The following is a 17891-nucleotide window of genomic DNA, read 5'->3' on the forward strand; positions in this document are numbered from 1 at the left end:
GGCTCAGTCTATGGCCGGGCGCGCAAACCAGGAGGCGGGTACGCGGCCGGAAGAACCCTGCGGGCGCAGGCCCAGGTCCTGGTCCGAGAGGTGCAGCACCGTTGCTTCCCCGTCCAGAGCGTCGGGACGGGTGAAATCCAGTGCGCCTCCGGCGATCCCGTCCGCAGAGCCGAGCGCGAGGGTGCCGAGGGCCTGGGCGACGTTGGCCGGATTATTGCTGCCGGCGGCGGAGACCGCACGGACCAGGGACACCACGGCGTCGTGGCTGCGCGAGTCCGCGGCCCCGGCGACCTCGGCGAAGCCCAGGTCCCCAGTGAGGTTCTTCGCTTCCTTATCCTGGGCCAGGACCCGCAGGCCGGCGAGGAACCCGGACATGGCCCGTCCGGAGTCGTCGGGTCGCAGGGCCGCCGCGTCGCCGGAGTCGGTGCCCACGGTGGACAGCCTGCCCGAGGCGGTGCCGCCGGCCTGGGCGAGGCCGAAGGAGAACGCGGGGCTGGTGGCCCCGGGCGTCAGCACCACGGGGACGGTGACGTTTGCCGACTGCAGGGCGTGGACCACGGTTGCCTGCTGCGTCGGGTTGCCCGAAAGCAGGATGGCGTCGGCCGGGTTGGAAACCGGGGCGCGCCCCGGGGTACCGTCGGCCTTTGCGGGTTCCGCGACCCCGGTGCGCCGGGCCACATCGGCGGCCAGCGCCTCCGGATCGGCGCCCGGCTCGAAGAAAATGCTTGCGGAGACGTCCACGGAATCCGGGGCCCCGCCGCCGGCGTCGATGAGCAGCGGGCGCCGGGCGCCAGCCAGGGCCGAGGACAGGGCCTTGGACAGCTGCGCCTGCGTGGGGCCCGTGCGCCAGGCGGGCCCGGCGGATTCGATCTTGCCCGCGTCATAGGGAAGCAGCACAGGGACCCCGGCGTCCGCCGCTGCCGAGAGCGCGTCGGGCACCTGCGGGCCGTCGGTGGCCACCACGATCCCGGCGACGTTCTCGGAAACCAGCTTTTCCACGGCCTTGCGTGCGCCCTCGGCGGTGCCCCGGTCATCGGCGGTGGACAGGGTGACGGTCGTGCCGGAAAGGGAGAAGCGGTGCGCGGCGACCGCCGCGCCCTGGGCCGCGTCCTTCCACGCCGCGCCGGTCCCGGAGCCGAGCGTCAGCACGACGCCGATCTTGGTGTCGGCAGGGAGGTTGGCGGCGGACAGCGCCACCGGGACGCCTGACTCAACGGGTTCGCCGATTGCGGCGTCGGCCGGTCGGAACAGGAAGACCGACAGGGCGATGACTGCAGCCACTGCCACGACAACAACCCCGGCGGAAATGAGCCCGCGCCGCGTTGCGAGACGGCTCACTTGGTGCTTCCCAGGCGGAAGGAATACAGCGTCTGGGTCGCGGCGCCCGCTGGCACCTCGAGGTGGAAGGTCGGCAGTGCCGACACAGCCTCGAGCGAGGCCTTGAACTGTGCCTGGCGCAGCAGGATCCCCGCGACGTCCTCGGCGCGCACATTGGCGTAGCCCTGGGCGTTTTTGGTGGCCAGCGCCAGCTGGTAGTCGGCTGTGTCGGCCTTCGCCGCGCTGGTGGCCATCGATCCGAGTAGGCCGGACCCGTTGACCTTGCGGTCGCCCAGGTCGAGCATGACCTTGGAAAGGCCGGAGGCCAACAACTTGGAGGCGCCCTCGACGTCCCGCGTCGAGGCCCCGGTGCTCCGCGCGATTCCCTCGAGTGAGGCGGCGGTCTGCTTGCTGACTGCCGCTGTGAGGCTGGCGTCCTGCTTGGCAAGTTCAGCATGCTGCTTGTCTACCGTGGTCTTGGCGTTGGCCTCGACGTCGGCGGCGGTGGCGGACAAGCCGGCAACCGAGCGGTCGAAGGCCTTTACGACCGCGTCGCTGCCCGCGGCGCCCTGGGCGGAGACCACGCGGATCTGGCTGTCGATCAGCGCGGCGACTTCATCGGTCATGGTGTTCTGTGTGTCCGCGAAGGCCTTTTTGATGCTTCCTTCGAGGGTGTCTTGCTGCTTCTGCAGGGTTTGAAGAGCGCCGCCCATCAAATCGCGGCTCACCCGGGCTTCCTCGATGCGCGTGTGTAGGTCGGCAATGGAGCTCTTGAGGCTGCCGCCCTTGTTGACGTTGGTTTCCAGGGAGTCGATGCTCGTGCCGATCGCATCGAGGCCAGACTTGGCGGTCTCGATGGCCTTCTGGAGTTCTTCGTCTGAGACCCGGTCCGTGGTTGCCAAAGCGACGTCTTCCCACGCAGCTCTTTGCTTCTTGGCGCGTTCGTCCCAGATGCCGGCTTGTTCGCCGACCCAGGTCGTCCACGCCGTGGCCTGGTCACTGGCCTGGCCGGCCCGCTCCTTGGCCTGGACCGTGAGGTCGTGGGCATGGTCGGACAGCTCTTGCTCTTGGTCGGACAGCTGCTGGTCCATCGGTTCGTGTTTGGACAACTTCACCTTCCCGGTCTCGCCACCGGGGCAGGGAACATCGGTCAGGTACGCACGAAGGGCTTCGAGCTCTTCGCTTCCCGTCTTGAGGGTCGGTTCCGCTTTCTCCGTCTTGATCAATTCGCACAGCTCGGTCGCGAGTTCGTCGTTCCGCTCCGCCATCTCGGTGCTCCGGTCGATCATGGTGTCGAGCGAATTCTTGTGTTCGATCGGCTTGTAGATCCAAGGGTTCTCCAGCTCGCTGTCCCAGCCCTTGACCAGCTTGACTGCGGCCAGTGCTTCCTCGTGGATGTCATCGATCCGGGTCTGCTCGGCCTTGACTAAAGCCTTGGCTTCTTTGCTCACGGCATCGAGCGGGGTGTAGGCCTTCCTGACTGTTTCCCGCAGGGCTGCGATGGAGTCCTGGGTCGTTTGGGCCTTGTTGGCTTCGCCGTTGGCCGAAGCCTCGTCCAGCGCGTGGACTTGGGCGGACAGAGATTCGATGGAATCCGAGAGATTCCGGTGCTGGGCCCGGGCACCGGTGATGACTTCCGGCTTCAGGGAGGCGACCAGCTTGTCGCCCTGGTCCACGAGTTTGATGAGGGCGCCGGTCACGGTGATCGACGATGCGTGGAACGCGCAGGTCAGGGACGACTCGGTGCAGTTCTCCGCGTTCGGCTGGGCCGGGCCCACTGTCTTCTGCAGGGCGTTGGCCACCTCGTCGCGGCAGCCGGCGGTAGAGCGGGCGTAGCCGTCGAGCTGGGCGGACATCAGCACCAGGCTGGAGTAGACGGTTGCGGCTTCGCCTGCTGGTGCAACGATTGCGGCGCAGCCGTTGCCCTTGATCGTTGCCTTCGGTACGCCGGCCGAGGTGTTTCCCAGCATGGCATCGACGCTGTTCACGGTCTGGGAGAGTTGCGCCAGAGTCGTGGTCTCGGCACCCGTGACGGTGGAATCCAGGTCGGTCTTAAGCGATCCGAGCTGGTCCTTCAGCCCGCTAAGGGTCCCGGCCAGCGAATCGCTGCTCTCCTTCAGGTGCGCCGCGGTGCTCACGCCTAGGGTCTTTGAGGTGCTCTCGAGGTTGCTGCGCACGTCCGTGATGGTGGCTCCGGCGCGACTGAGTACGTCGTTGACCTCGGCGATGAGTTCGATGGTGCGCCGCTGCAGGGCGAGTTCGGAGGTGGGGCTGGTGTCGAACGCGGAGGCCAGCACGCCGTCGGCCGAGAGGTCGGTGGACATGCCCGGCTGCACGGCCACATCGATGCCCGGGACGGCGAAGTCGGTGACATCGGCGACCAGGCGCAGCGTGGTGCTGGCGCCCGTGGCCGGAGGTGCAAGGAGGGTGGCCCACTGGATGACGGCCTCGCCCTCGGGCGAGGAGCTGATGATGCCGTTGGTGCCGGCCGAACCGGAACCGGAATCGCCCACGATGTCACCGGGGGAGACCCCCGCAAGCACGGTCGAGGCGGCGATGGTCATCGGGGCACCCACGAGCGCCGGTTCGGTGCGGGATTGGCCCGCAACATCAAAGGTCACGTTCCGCGGGGCCACCGTCAGGTTTTCCACGGTCAACCCGATCTCGATCCGTCCGGTGTAGCCGGCCAGCTCCTCGAGATTGGTGCCGGTCTTCTCCGTGGTGCGGTACTGCACGCTCACCCGGACGGGCAAGTCGCTGGCGACCTCGCCCGGGGAATATGAAGTGTCCGCGCTGGAGGATTCACCCGTGGTGTCGTCCACCGAGATGGCGGTCCCGTTGACCGCCGAGATCGAACCGTTGGAGGCAAGGTCAACGTTCACGGATTGCAGCACGCGCGAGGGCGTGCCGACGACGTTGGGTGCGTTGGTGCATGAAGCGGTGATGGCAACAACGGCCACTGCCAAGAATGCGCCCGCCGAACGGACGAGCTTCGGGCTGGGTGTTCTTCGTGCTGCGTTCTTCTTGGCTGGGCGTGTGTTGGCCACTTGCTCCCCTTCATGATTCAAATTCCTCTTGAATAATAGGTGTTGCATCGTCCAAATTGATAAACCCGCACCGAAGCCAAAACCGTTCGTTGACAAGTGAATACGGCGTGTTGCGCCGAGTTGCCCGCATTCGCGCGGATGTTGGAAATGCGTGCCCCGCGTTACTTGGCCGAGCCTTGTCATCTTGTTAGTGTTATTTCGTTCGAGTCTCCGAATAGCGCATCGGCGCGGGGACATCACCAAGATTCTTGGAGGATTTCATGTCGCGTGTCCTATCAACGGAGCAGGCCAAGACGGCCATTCAGCAGATCCAGGCGATCATCAACGGCGGTTTCACCGACCAGATCAGCCAGCTGGATGCCCAAGGACGGGTCTTGTCGGACCCGAACGTGTGGGACGGCCCCCTGGCTTCCCAGTTCCGCGGTTCAACGTGGCCCGAGACGAAGGCCGCGCTGGACAAGGCACGCACCGAGCTTGAGCAGCTTCGAGGCCAACTGAACCAGATCTCGACGAACATCTTCACCGCGGGCGGCGGAAACTAGCCAGCCCCTGGAACGCCCCCATTGCCGCCACCAGGTGGCGCCGCCCCAGGCGGCGGGGGCGTTTTCCGTCGTTGTAGGTAAACCGAGGCCGCTGAGGTTCCTCGGGTCGTTGTTCGGGGACCTGCGGGTCCGCCGGCTGATGAGGGAGTTTTTACGTGGCCGATCTGGGGGTCTTTGACCATGACGTTGTGTTTGACAACGGGACGGCAGACGCCCTGATTTCGGCGTTCAACCTCGCCGCGTTGAGCATCGAGGAGCAGTCCGGATCCCGCTCCTCCCTGGTGGCGACGGCAGGAACCGAATTCAAGGGGCACTTCTCGCAGTTCTTCGCCGACAATGCACGCATCGCGTCCGCGGACGCGACGGAGCTCGCGGCACGCTTGCGCGAGGCGGCCACCGGCGCCAAGGCGTTGAAGGAAGAAGCACACAAGGAAAACGAACGCCGCCGACTGGCCCGTGAATGGAAACAGCGCCGCGACGAACGCCAAGAAAACGTTCTCCTGAGGAAGTGGGATGAGTTCTTCGGCGAGGAAGATCCGCCCGTCGGGCCCCCGGCCCAGGAAGTGAGCATCCAGGCCTCGGCCCCCGTGACCGGGATCCGGCAGACACCGGCACCGGGCAGTGGTTCCAACACCGGCGTATCGGCGGCCCGCCCCAGCGACCTGCGCTCATTCGCCACCGGTTCGGCGAACCTGAACACCGAACTTGCAGGCCGGCCCGCGGCATTGCGAGGACACCTGGCGGACTTCGCGTCCCGCTGCAGCTACGGCTCCCTGCACGCCAACGGAGTCGTCAACGGCTTCGACAAGTGGCTCGAGGCCAACGACCAGGACGTGGCCTGGGCCCTGACCATCGCCAACGCCTTCGCCGCTGCCGGCGGTGAAGGAAACGTCTCGCGGCTTGCCGACTCGGCACTGATGGCGGCGCTGGCGGCGCAAGGGGTCGGGGCGACCCGCCGGGACATCGCCATCGACGCGGCATTCGCCCTCGGAGCCCCTCCGACGACCGGCTATTCGATGGACCCGGTGAACACCTCCACCGGCAACTTCCTGGAAACCGAGGTCGACCTCGGATTCGCGGGAGCCGCGACGGCGCTGGCGGCCACGCGGACCTACAACTCCCTTGACGAGCGGACCGGGGTCTTTGGCCTCGGCTGGGCCTCGGTGTTCGACACCCGCCTCGAGCTGGAGGACGAGGGCGCCTGGATGGTGCTGGCCGACGGGCGCCACCTGTGGTTCCCACGCCTCGGCGAGGGCTGGGACCGGGCCGACGCGGAAAGCTCCTGGCTGGCCCGGGAAATCCTTAACGACGGGGTACGCGCCAAATACGCGGCGGAATCCGCCGAGGTCCTCGTGGTGCGCGACAACGCAGGTGCCCGCTGGGTGTTCACCACGGCCGGGACCTGGCTGTCCTCGGACATCGGCCCGGGCACCGCGGTGCTGGCGCGCCGGGACGCCGAGGGACGCATCTCCGAGCTGGCCCACGAACGCGGACGCTGGGTGCGCACCGAATTCTCGGGGGACCGGATCGCGGCGCTTGCAGCCTCCGACGGACGCCGCATGGAGTTCGAGTACGACGGGAACGGGCAGTTGCTCTCCGCCGCCGGACCGGGCGGGGTGCGCAGCTACCGCTGGAACGATGCGGGCCTGATCGAAGCGGTCACCGACGCCGCCGGCGTCGAAGAGGTGGTCAACACTTACGACGGGCACGGACGGGTGCAGACCCAGGTCTCGGCCTTCGGGCGGGTCACCCGCTTCGCCTACCTGCCCGGCCGCCTCACCGTGGTCTCCGATGCGGACGGGACCCGTTCCAATGCCTGGATCGCCGATGCCAGGGGCCGCCTAGTCGGCATAATCGACGCGGATGACAACCGGCAGTCCATGAGCTACGACAGGTACGGCAACCTGGTCTCCGCCACCGAGCGCGACGGTTCCCTGACCGTGCACGCCTACGACCGGCGCGGCCGCAAGATCCGCACGCTCACCCCGAGCGGGGCCGACATCACCTACGGCTACGACGAGGCCGACCGCCCGGTGACAGTGGTGACCGAATCCGGCGCCACCGTGCACTACGAATACGCGGACGACTCCTCGCGCAACCCCTCGCTCATCATCGATCCCGAGGGCGGGCGCACGCAGCTGCACTGGCGCGAGGGCCTGCTGGAGAAGGTCGTCGACCCGGTCGGGGTAACCCTGGCTTTCGGCCACGACGCGCACGGGGACCTGTCCACCATCACCAACGCGTTCGGGAACACCGCCACCCTGCACCGCGATGCCGCCGGCCGGGTCACCGAGGCGGTGTCCCCGGGCGGCGCCCGGACCACCTACCGGTATGACGCAAGCGGTCGGCTGGGTTCCCGCCGGGACGCGGACGGGGCGCTGTGGAAGTTCGAGTACGCACCCGGCGGCGCCCTGGCGGTTGTCACCGACCCGCTCGGTGCCCGCACCGAAATGCATTACGGCCCCCACGGGCAGCTGGCCAAATCCGTCGACCCGCTGGGCCGCGCCGTCACGCGCAGCTTCGACGACTTCGGCCTGGTCACGGGCGTCGAGCTGCCCGACGGCGCCCGCTGGGGCTTCGCCCACGACGCGCTCTCGCGCCTGACGCAGGTCACCGACCCGGCCGGGCACCCCTGGTCCCGCGAGTACAACAAGAACGGCGAGCTCACCGCGGTGGTGGACCCGACCGGCGTGCGCCAGCAGATCACCGCGGACGCGGCCTCCGGAACCGTGACCGTGCAGGACGCCTTCGAGCGCAGCAGCGTGCGCTGCGACGAGTTCGGCCGGCCCGTGGCGACCGAGCGGCCCGACGGCAGCACCGAGCTGGTCACCTACGACGCATGCGGCCGCCCGGTTGAACTGGTGGACGCCGAGGGCGGGCTGACCCTGCTGCGCCGCGACGCCGCCGGCCGGGTCATCGAGCACCGTTCCCCGGGCGGGGCCGTCACGGGCTTCGAGTACGACGCCGCGGGCCGCCCGGCCGCGAGCATCGACCCGACCGGTGCGCGCACCACCCTGGAATACGACGCCGACTCCCGCGTCGTCGCCCGCGTCTTCCCCGGCGGGGAAACCGAGCGCCTGGGATACGACGCCGTGGGCAGGGTTGCCTCGCGCTACACCCCGGGCCGCGGCACCTCGCGTTTCGAGTACGACCTGGCCGGGAGGATGGTCCGGGCCGTTGATTCCTCTTTCGGTCGGCGCAAGTTCCGCTACGATGCGGCCGGCCAACTCATCGAGGCCGTCAACGGACTGGGCGGGGTGACCCGCTACGAATACGATGCGCGCGGCCGCCTGGTCACCGTCACCGATCCGCTGGGCGCCACCACGCGCCGAGGCTACAACGAAGCCGACCAGGTCGTTGCCGAGACCGATCCACTGGGCCGGAGCACGACCGCGGGATTCGACCCGGCCGGGCGCCAGCTGTGGCAGTGCGATCCGGAGGGGCGGCGCACCGAATGGCACTACGACGAAGCCGGCCGCCAGGTCTGGCTGGGTGTCGACGGGCAGCAGCTGATGCAGGTCAGCCGCGATGCACGCTCCAGGACCGTGCGGATCTCCGACCGCACCCGGGAAGACGGGGCCGCGGTCGAGCAGTTGCTGCGCTTCAACCGGCGAGGGCAGCTCATCCAGCGGCTGCGCAACGGGGCCGGTCCGTCGTGGGAATACGACGCGGACGGCAACCGCACCGCGATGGTCGACCCGCTGGGAACCCGCACCGAGTTCGGCCATGATGCCGCCGGGCGCGTGGTTGTCGTCAAGCATCCGGTCTTCGGCCGCATTGCCTACGAGCGGGATGCCGCCGGGCGGATGGTCGGCGCTGTCGCCAGCGACGCGGTCCAAAACTGGGACTACGCCGAGGGTGCATTGGTGCGCCATACGACGACCACCGTCGACGGGGTGACCGAGACCCTCATTCGCCGCGACGCCGACGGACGCATTGCCGCGATCCTGGCCGACGGCACCGAGACCCGCTTCTTTTACGACGCCGCGTGCCAACTGGAACGTTCGGTCCGCGGGGATGGCGTGGTGTCCGAGTGGCGCTACGACCTTTCCGGCCGGCTGGTCGCAGAATCCGTTCAAGGGCTCGGCGCCGAGCTCGCCTATGACGCTGCGGGCCAGTTGCGTTCCCGCACCGACGCCGCCGGTGCCAGCACCTATGCCTACGACGGCTTGGGCCGCCGGACCGAGGCCGTTGCCCCCGATGGTTCGGTGCGGTCCTTCGAATGGTCCCCCGCGGGCTGGCTGGGTGCCGTGGCCACGGAGGATTCCGCCGGGGAAACGTCCCGCAGCGAATTGTGGGTTGACGCCCTTGGCGAGCTGGCAGAGGTTGATGGCTCCGCGGTGTGGTGGGACTCTGCGGAGGTTGCCCCCCGCCTGATGTCCGTGGGCGACCAGTCCGTGGTGGCACTGCCCGGCGGAGTGACAGCCGTCGGCGGCACGGTGCTCTCGGCCGGGTGGCGCAGTGCGCACCCGACGCAGGCGGGCAGCCCGTGGGGCATGGCAGCGGATGCGCTTCCGGGGATCCCCCCGGGGTTGGCCGTGGGCGCTTCCGGCGGATTGCAGGTGGCCGGGCTGGACTGGTTCGGCGCCCGCACCTACGACCCGTTGACGCGTGGGTTCCTGTCGGTTGATCCGCTGGATCCGGTGGCGGGTTCGGGCTGGGCCGGAAACCCGTATTCGTTTGCCGGCAACGACCCGTTGCATGCGATCGATCCGCTCGGCTTGCAGGCCGTGACCGAGGCGGAGCTGCAGGCGTACCGCGACGGCAACAATGGCGCCCTGGCCGCCGCCGGCGACTGGTGTGCTGACAACTGGGAGTATTTCGCAGGTGGCGCCATGGTGGTGGCCGGTGGGGTCCTCATGGCAACCGGTGTGGGTGGACCAGCGGGCATGATGCTCATTGGCGCCGGGGCCGACGTGATTATCCAAAAAGCCACGACGGGTGACGTCAACTGGGGCCAAACCGCCGTCATGGGGTTGGCCGGAGGATTGGGCGGCCTGGCCATGGCGGGGCGTCTTGGGTCGGCGGGGGTTACCGGGATCAAGGCTGCCGTAGGGGAAGGCATAGCCTCAGGCGCGGCTTCCGGTGGGACCGGAAACGCTTACAACTATGCCACTGGACCGGGGCCGCATACGGCGACTGGGTTCTTGGGCGCCACCGGAATGGGTCTACTTGGCGGTGGGGCCATGGGCGGTGCAGGAGCAGGCGTCGGTCATAAGATAGCGGGTCGACTCCTGGCGCCTCTGACGACGCGCCCCCAGGCCGACACCATCGTTATGGGGCGCTGGATGGAAGGACGCGTAATACCATATGCGGATGCCCACGATTATGGTTACTACAACGCCACACCGCAGCGCGTTCATAATTTCTTTAAAGATCACACCAGTGAAGCGTTCACGGAGAAGGTTGACTTAGCGTTCAATAAGGTTTGGATAAATGGGCAGATTAGACAAGGAAAAACGATCGTAGATATCGGGGAGTCGGGTCCCGCTCCGAGCGTGTACTACAACATGGAGCTTGAGTCCGTAAACGGCTACCCAAATTATGTCCAAGACACCCAGCGGCCCGTCCATTTGGGCAGGCTCTTGGGATGAAAGAGCTAATTGTGAGTAGTCCAAGGTTTCGTGTCCGCCGGATATTCATCCCGGATATGCATCGTTCATCTGCGGCCGTGTATGAGGTGGAGGCCGTTCCACGGGGTGCGTCCATTCCGGCGTTCCGTCTGCGGACGCGGTTTCCGGCAGATGTCATGAGCGTGAAGCGGGAACCCGGAAGCAAGCTGGGTGCCTCGAACCTGATTGATGCGCAGGATGCGGCAAGGGTTGTCGAGGCAGCCGATCGCTCGGCTGGCAGGCGTTGGCCCTTGTGGGCCATGCGTGCCAAGCGCGAGGAACAGGGGCCGTGGCGCGGGTTGGATGGAGATGATGCCGAACCCCTATGGCCCGATTCGGACGATGCGACGCGTGCCGATCTCATGCAGTGCCAATGGGTGGCCGAGTGGTTCAGCCGTCTTTTGGGCGAGTCGAGGGTCTTGGATGTGTATTCGCTTCTTGGCCAGGGTCTTGCGGGTCCTGCCATGGGGCGGCTCATTTCGGTGTCGGTCGACCAGAATTTGTCGGTTCCGCGCAGGTATGCGGTCGCGCTGGACCGAATGGCGCGGCGGTTTGGGGTTGCGGAGAGTGAGGTCTCTTCCTTGTGGGCCCTGGTTCCTGAATCGGACGACGTGAGCTCGTGGTCCGGGCTACTTCCTGTCCCGCGGGTGAGGGCGCGCTGGGTGGGCGCTGGTTCCGAGCAGATGGTGGAAATCGAATTCACGCCAATTCGTGCGTCGGTTCCGGAATGGACGGTGCTGAAAAGGTGCCCTTCGGGTTGGGCCCCTGGGCCGAACGAGGCCCACAAGCTGATCGGCGAGTTGCTCGATCGGGACTTCGCGAGCAGCATCATCAGCGGCATCGCGGACGACCAGTTTGCCCCGGTCCATCGGTGGCAGTCTCTATACCCCCAAGACGAACTGAGCTGATTGGACGTTTCCATCGGGCTTGGGCTGCCGAGGACTTCGGCGATTACGCCGCGGAATGGTGCATCCGGTGCAACTAGTGCGATCGACAAGCCCATTCATGATCGCTTCGAACATCACATGCGGCCGGACTGGCGGCGGCGATGCCCGAGGCCACATGGTGGTCTACTACTATCCGGGTACGAGGAAAGAAGACTCCTGGAGCATCCTGACAACACCGGGTGCTGAGTCGGGCAGCACCGACGTTGTTATTGGCGAGCTGAAGGGATCGTGCACCTTCGAGGAAACTTCACGCCGGGAGGCAGCCGTTGCTGCCGCACGGTATTTTGCGGAGAACGGTGAAGCGGATCCGAACCCGACATGGTTCACCTCGCCGGAGGTATATGATCGGCGGCCATGGTCGGCGAGTTGCTCGATCGGGACTTCGCGAGCAGCATGATTGACGGCATCGCGGACGACCGTTTTGCCTCGGTCCCTCGGTGGCAGTCTCTATACTCCGCGACGAATTGAGCTGGCCCAGCATGAAGGCCGCTGTGGGCCGGATCCAGGCCAGGAAGCTGGGCCTTGGCTTGATCGAGACATTGGACAGCCTTCATCCCGTGGCCAAGCCCAATGAAAAAAAGTTCGCTGCGCTCGGGGCGGCACTTTAAGAGATTCGGAAAACTAAGCATCGGGCGAGCCTGATGCGGCAAATTCCTTCTGGTTATTCGTCGGCGACGAACCGACTTTAGTGAGCCAGAATCCCTCGGCCCGGGTCCCTGTGAAGCCGTTGCCAAATCGTGACTGGTGGAAACCCGTTCGGTGCCATAGATTGATCTCCAACGTCGTTGTCGCACCACACTTCAATAGGGATCTGACCGCTGGTTTCTTGGTGTTGATTCCTGCTTTCACCGCATTGGCCCTGGGACAGGAACGCACAAATGACAAAGAATCTCCGCACCGCGCTGCTCGCCACCGCTGTGGCCTCCGGGTTGCTGCTCAACTCGGCCCCCGCGCAAGCGCAGATCCTCGAGGGCGAGGCTGAACCAACGCAAGGTGCGGTGACCGAAAGCATCCAAAAACCCACCGTGTCCGTTGCTGAAACCGCCGACGAAGAACCGAATCCGGCGACCGCGCCGGACCTTGGCGTTGCTGCCGCGGAAAACCAGGAAGCGGTTGGCGTCGAAGCCGTCCAAGACGAATCCCAAGTCGATGCCCAGCAGGCCTCCCCGGGAAGCGACTCGGCCTCGGAGCCGTCTGAAACACCGGTTTCGCCAGATGGCGATGCGGTTGAGACCCCCGACGGCGTTGCCGTATCCGAAACCCTGGGCACCGGTCCGGTCACCGACACCGATTCGGACGGCACTACGGGTCTCGCGACTGCACCTGCCGTGGAGCCGACGCCAACCGGACCGACATCCACGCAGTCCGAGGGATCCGGAGGGCCCGAAAGCGAAGTAGGCGATGCTACCGAGGTTGAGGGTGACGTCGTTGATCTGCCGTGGTGGCTCAAGGGAATCGAGATCCCGGAAGGCGCGGAAAACTGGACCGATGCCCAGTGGGAGGACTTCATCATGCAGGTCGCCCAAGAGCTCGAGAACGAGCCTGCTTTCCAGGACCTCGATTCCATCATTGGAGAACTCGTTGAGCATGGCCGTGAAACGGATCTTGACGCGCTCTACGGGCACTTGCTATGGATGTTCGACGGCAACGAAGCCGCCGCACAGGAAGCATTTGAGGAGATCGTCTTCGGGTTGATCGAGAGCGGCGTGGTGGATGCCGGGATCCTCGATCCGAAGGAATCGGGGTCGCCCGAACCGTCAGCGAGGCCGGAACCGACGGAGCCCGCCGAAATCCCCAAGCCAGAGATCAAGCCCGCTGGCACGGTCACCAAGCCGGTCTTGGACCAGAAGCCGATCGTCAAGGCCGTCCTCAAACCGATCGTGAGTTCCCGGACCGGCGAGTTGGCCGAGACCGGATCCAGCGATGTATTGGTCTACGCCGGGGCGGGTGCCGCAATGCTCCTGCTCGGTGCCTTCGCGCTGCGAATGCGCAGGAAGCCCCGGGCCCACTAAGCGTTTCATTTTGGACCGACGCGTGACACGATTCGGCTATGACACAGTTTCAGGCTTTGGATACTCAGGAGCTGATTCACCTCTCGGTGACACGGGTGTGGGAACTACTCACCGACTGGGTTGCGGCCCCGAAGTGGATGCCTGGCGTCGACTCCATGGAACCGGAACAAATCACCAGCCCCGGTGCGGTGCTTGACTACCGCTCCGGGACCCACGAACGCCAGTTGCTCATCACGGAGCTGCACGAAGAGCGGGTCATTGCCCTGTCCTCCGGCGGCGGAGACATCAGCGTGCTCTACCGCTACGAGCTCACCGAGGAATCCGAGCAAACGCGCGTCCGGTTGACCATCAGCGTGGACGCGGCCGAGGAATTGCGGGACGAGGTCGGGGACCTGCTGGCCGCCATCGCAGGTTCCGAGGCCGGTACCTTGAAGTCGTTGCGTTCCTATGCGGAGGCAGCCCCGTAACGACGTGCCAGGCCTCGCCCAGCAGGTGTCAGTTCGGGTTGGCGGCGGAAAGATGCTCGAAGACGATGTTGGTTTGCGTCGACGAGAACGCGGGGTTTGCACCGAGGTTCCCGGCCACGAAATCCCGCAGGGACTCGATGGAATCGGTGACGACATGGACCAGGATGTCCGGTGTCCCGCCAAGCACAAACACGTCCTGGACCTCGGGAAGCCCACGCAGGGTGCGTGCCGAATCCAGCATGGCGTCGCGTGCCTCGGACCGAACCACCACCGATATCATTGCGGCAATGCGCAGGCCCAGCTTGGCGGGATCGACATCTGCATGAAACCCGCGGATCACCCCGGCATCCTGCAACGCCCGGACGCGGCCCAGGCACGTGGACGGGGCAACCCCTGCGCGCGAGGCCAGAAGGTTGTTGGGGATGCGCGCGTCCGCGCTGAGCTCGCGAAGGATCCGCAGGTCGACATCATCGAGGCGAACAGCGTTCTGCCAGCTGGTGTGGTTCTTGATGGAACCAGAATTTAGCACGGAAAACTCCTGAGGTTTTGGGCACTTGTTCAGTGCCCTATCTAGTGCACCATGAATAATTCTATGATGGGCATTGCCCGTCGTTGTTCGCCGAGCGATGGCAGGGACCCCGGCACGCATTCCAGAAAGGCCATCGAACCCCACCATGAGCACTCCCACCCAAACGGACCGCGCAAGTCTCCAAGCAGCGGATGCAACTGACCCGTTGGCCTCGTTCAAGGATCGCTTCTCCCTCCCCGAGGGGCTGATCTACCTCGATGGAAACTCACTGGGCCCGATGCCGCTCGGTGCCGCCGAACGTGCGGCCGAGGTCATCAACAACGAATGGGCCCACGGCCTGATCCGTTCCTGGAACACCGCCGGGTGGTTCGAGATGCCCAGCAGGCTGGGTGACAAGCTGGCCCGGATCATCGGCGGAAACGACGGCGAAACCGTTGTCACCGACACCACCAGCCTGAACCTGTTCAAGGCCCTGGCCTCGGCGGTGCGCATCCAGCAGCAGGACGCCCCGACAAGACGCGTGATCCTGACCGAACGCGACAACTTCCCCACCGACATCTACATTGCCGAAGGGATCAGCGACTTCCTGAACTCGGTCAACGCCGATACCAACGAGCACTACGAGGTGCGCCTGATCGACGAGAACCTGACCCTGGAGCAGGCCCTGGACGATTCGGTGGCAGTGCTGGCCCTCTCCCACGTCAACTACCGCACCGGGGCCATGTGGGACATGGACGCCGTCACCGCCGCGGCGCACGCGGCCGGTGCCCTGGTCATCTGGGACCTGGCCCATGCCGCAGGAGCCGTACCGGTGGACCTCAACGGCGCCGACGCCGACTACGCCGTGGGCTGCACCTACAAGTACCTCAACGGCGGCCCGGGCTCCCCGGCCTTCATCTGGGTCAACGAGCGCCACCAGGGCCGATTCTGGCAACCGCTGACCGGCTGGTGGTCCCACGCCGCACCCTTCGAAATGGCCGACAGCTACACCGCCGCCAACGACGTGCGCCGCTTCCTGTGCGGCACCCAGCCCATCACCTCCATGGCCATGGTCGAATGCGGGCTGGACGTGGCCCTGGAAGCCGACATCGAGCTGGTGCGTGCCAAGTCCCTCGCGCTGGCAGACCTGTTCATTGCCCTGGTGCGCGAGCGTTGCGGCGAGTTTGGGCTCGAGCTGGTCACCCCCGAGATCCATGCCGAGCGCGGCAGCCACGTCAGCTTCCGCCACCCCGAGGGCTACGCGATCATCCAGGCGCTGACCGACCGCGGTGTCATCGGAGACTACCGCGAACCCGAGGTGCTGCGCTTTGGCCTCACCCCGCTGTACCTTTCCTACACCGATATCTGGGACGCCGTGGAGATCCTGCGGGACGTCCTGGAGACCCGTGCCTGGGATGTTCCGGCCTACCGCACGCGCCACGCCGTGACGTAGGGGCCTTGCCGGCGCCCGCCTTTTGGCGGCCGCCGCGGCCGTGATGTCCCGGTGCCCGGGGAGCGCAAGATCCTCGGGCACCGGGACATTCGCGTGCACCGCCCGGTCGGCCGGTCCGTGGATGAATGGTTCAGCGCATAGAATCTTCCACGATGCCCAACTCGAAAGGACCGATGTGGCGAAGCTGTATTTCCGTTATGGGGCAATGAATTCCGGCAAATCCACGGGATTGCTCCAGGCCGCATTCAATTACGAGGAGCGCGGGCAGCGGGTCCTGTTGGCGAAGCCGGGGGTCGACACCAAGGGTGATTCCCGCATCGTGTCCCGTCTGGGCATGAGCCGGGACGTGGATTTCCTGATCCCCCCGGACGCGGACATCCGGGAACTGTTCGCCCGGCGGGCGGCAGGGGACGACCCCGACGCGCTGGTCCAGCACGTGGATGCCCCGCCGGTGGCGTGCCTGATGGTGGACGAAGCCCAGTTCCTGACTCCGGAGCAGGTCGATGACCTGTTCCGCATCGCCATCCTGGACGACGTCCCGGTGCTTGCCTACGGGATCCGCTCGGATTTCCGCACCCACGCGTTTCCCGGGTCGCGGCGCCTACTGGAAATCGCGCACAGCCTCGAAGAGCTCAAGACCATTTGCCGCTGCGGCAGGAAAGCGGTGTTCAACACCCGGCGTATCGGCACCCGGATCATCTTCGACGGCGACCAGGTGGCCATCGACGGAGACGAGGTTTGGTACGAGTCGCTGTGCGGAGCCTGCTACCTCGAGGCCTCGAACGGACGCCTGGGCAGCTAAACGACCGGAGGGTGCTCCAGGACCAGGCCCTGCAGGATCACCCGCACCCCGTAGTCGAACGCGGCCTCTTCCCATTCGGTTGACACCGTTCCCGGTTCCGTCCCGGCCGAAAGCGCCACCGCTTCCTGGTGCGAGGCAATGGAACCCAGCAAGTGGTTCACCAGCACATGGCGGGCGAAGGTCGCATCGGCCTCCGGGACACCTGCGATCGACAGGAAATCCAGCAGCCAACCCATCGGGTCCAGCGATTCGGGCCGCATGGACTGGGCCAGCTGCATGACCTCGGCCGAATCCGGCACCGCGATCAATGCGCTGCGCAGCTGGCGCAACAGCGCGGCGATGGACATCGGAGCCAATTCCGGGGTTGGGACATTGGGCCGGGGCACCGAATCCAGCAGCTTGGCGGCAACGTCCACCAGCAGTTCCTGCTTGGACTTCACATGCCAGTACAACGCCCCGACCTGGACATCGAGTTCCCTGGCCAGTCGGCGCATGGACAGGTCGGCCAAGCCAAACTCCGAGAGCACGCCCACGGCGGCATCAACGAGCTGTTCACGTGTCAGGGCCATGGCTCCCAGTCTAGGCGGCACGCCCAAACAAGTCTGAATACGTGCCGACTCCGCCGCGTCATCAAGACCGCCGGGAACCGCGCGGCGCGGCAGCCGCAAAAAGTCTTTTCCCCGATCTCTCGACGCAAGGGGCACCGGCGAGGTTTGATGGGGGCATGAGTATGCAATTTCCTACACCAGAGGCAATGACCGAGTTTCAGCGGCTCGCCCGTGCCCTGCTCGGCGAGGGAGTGGTTGCTGGAAAGATGTTTGGCAAGGATGCCTTGAAGTACGAGAACAAGGCGATCGCCTGCCTGCTCGCAGACACCATGGGGTTCAAGGTCGGGCGCGAAAGCGAAGCCATGCGCACGGCCATGGCCTACCCCGGGGCGGCCCTGTTCGACCCCTCGGGACAGGGCCGGCCCTTCCGCGACTGGGTGTCGGTTCCCGAAAGTTCGATGGCCCACTGGGAAACATTGGTTCGGGCCGCATTAACCGCGGCGATCGAGGCAGGGGACGAGCCCAAGGAAGCATAAATCCACCCATTGATCCTTCATCGGGTAAACTCGTGACGTAAGAGCCCCTTACTGTTCTTCCTGATCCTGCTTGGGCCAATCGAAGAGCGAGGGGCATTTC

12 protein-coding genes are annotated in these 17891 nt (G+C 65.9%); 8 read left to right on the forward strand and 4 right to left on the reverse strand.

All coding sequences use genetic code 11. From position 1 onward, the window contains the following. Window positions 1–3 precede the first annotated feature (3 nt). Entirely contained in the window at window positions 4–1338 is a 1335-nt protein-coding gene (locus tag FPY90_RS15410; protein WP_498681917.1) for a type 1 periplasmic-binding domain-containing protein, read from the reverse strand. Next, complete coding sequence (locus FPY90_RS15415; protein ID WP_498681918.1) at window positions 1335–4364, reverse strand: hypothetical protein; 3030 nt, start codon at window positions 4362–4364, stop codon at window positions 1335–1337. The genes FPY90_RS15410 and FPY90_RS15415 overlap by 4 nt, the downstream gene beginning before the upstream one ends. Window positions 4365–4624: 260 nt before the next feature. Between FPY90_RS15415 and FPY90_RS15420 the strand changes: the two genes are divergently transcribed. The 5 genes from FPY90_RS15420 (at window position 4625) to FPY90_RS15440 (ending at window position 13944) form a co-directional block, all read left to right on the forward strand. After that, window positions 4625–4906, forward strand: coding sequence for a pyrophosphorylase (locus FPY90_RS15420; protein WP_071214649.1), 282 nt, complete (start codon window positions 4625–4627; stop codon window positions 4904–4906). Between the two features lie 188 nt (window positions 4907–5094). Beyond that, the gene (locus FPY90_RS15425; RefSeq protein ID WP_498681921.1) at window positions 5095–10500 is read left to right on the forward strand and encodes a DUF6531 domain-containing protein; all 5406 of its coding nucleotides are present in this window, start codon (window positions 5095–5097) and stop codon (window positions 10498–10500) included. Further along, window positions 10497–11426 (forward strand): hypothetical protein, encoded by a 930-nt coding sequence (locus tag FPY90_RS15430; RefSeq protein ID WP_498681922.1) that lies wholly within the window; start codon window positions 10497–10499, stop codon window positions 11424–11426. Before FPY90_RS15425 ends, FPY90_RS15430 begins: the two co-directional genes overlap by 4 nt. Before the next feature lie 917 nt (window positions 11427–12343). Further along, entirely contained in the window at window positions 12344–13477 is a 1134-nt protein-coding gene (locus tag FPY90_RS15435) for an LPXTG cell wall anchor domain-containing protein (protein ID WP_498681924.1), read from the forward strand. 38 nt (window positions 13478–13515) lie between these two features. Then, window positions 13516–13944 (forward strand): SRPBCC family protein, encoded by a 429-nt coding sequence (locus tag FPY90_RS15440; RefSeq protein WP_083411192.1) that lies wholly within the window; start codon window positions 13516–13518, stop codon window positions 13942–13944. Between the two features lie 28 nt (window positions 13945–13972). Here the strand turns inward: FPY90_RS15440 and FPY90_RS15445 are convergent, their stop codons facing one another. Beyond that, a complete protein-coding gene (locus FPY90_RS15445; RefSeq protein WP_071214654.1) occupies window positions 13973–14473 on the reverse strand; it encodes an Lrp/AsnC family transcriptional regulator in 501 nt (166 codons plus the stop codon). Between the two features lie 145 nt (window positions 14474–14618). On the opposite strand from FPY90_RS15445, the gene kynU reads away from it, so the two are divergent. Both kynU and FPY90_RS15455 read left to right on the forward strand, forming a co-directional pair. Beyond that, the gene (gene kynU, locus FPY90_RS15450) at window positions 14619–15905 is read left to right on the forward strand and encodes a kynureninase (RefSeq protein WP_071214655.1); all 1287 of its coding nucleotides are present in this window, start codon (window positions 14619–14621) and stop codon (window positions 15903–15905) included. A 175-nt stretch (window positions 15906–16080) separates the two neighbouring features. Further along, window positions 16081–16707 carry a thymidine kinase gene (locus FPY90_RS15455; RefSeq protein WP_498681927.1) on the forward strand — a complete coding sequence of 209 codons (627 nt, stop codon included), beginning with the start codon at window positions 16081–16083 and terminating at the stop codon, window positions 16705–16707. Here the strand turns inward: FPY90_RS15455 and FPY90_RS15460 are convergent. After that, window positions 16704–17276 carry a TetR family transcriptional regulator gene (locus FPY90_RS15460; protein ID WP_498681928.1) on the reverse strand — a complete coding sequence of 191 codons (573 nt, stop codon included), beginning with the start codon at window positions 17274–17276 and terminating at the stop codon, window positions 16704–16706. The genes FPY90_RS15455 and FPY90_RS15460 overlap by 4 nt on opposite strands. Before the next feature lie 185 nt (window positions 17277–17461). Between FPY90_RS15460 and FPY90_RS15465 the strand changes: the two genes are divergently transcribed. Beyond that, a complete protein-coding gene (locus FPY90_RS15465) occupies window positions 17462–17791 on the forward strand; it encodes a hypothetical protein (protein WP_498681931.1) in 330 nt (109 codons plus the stop codon). The last annotated feature ends 100 nt before the right edge of the window (window positions 17792–17891 follow it).

This window comes from Arthrobacter sp. C2 (assembly GCA_024207135.1).
GTDB lineage: Bacteria > Actinomycetota > Actinomycetes > Actinomycetales > Micrococcaceae > Paeniglutamicibacter.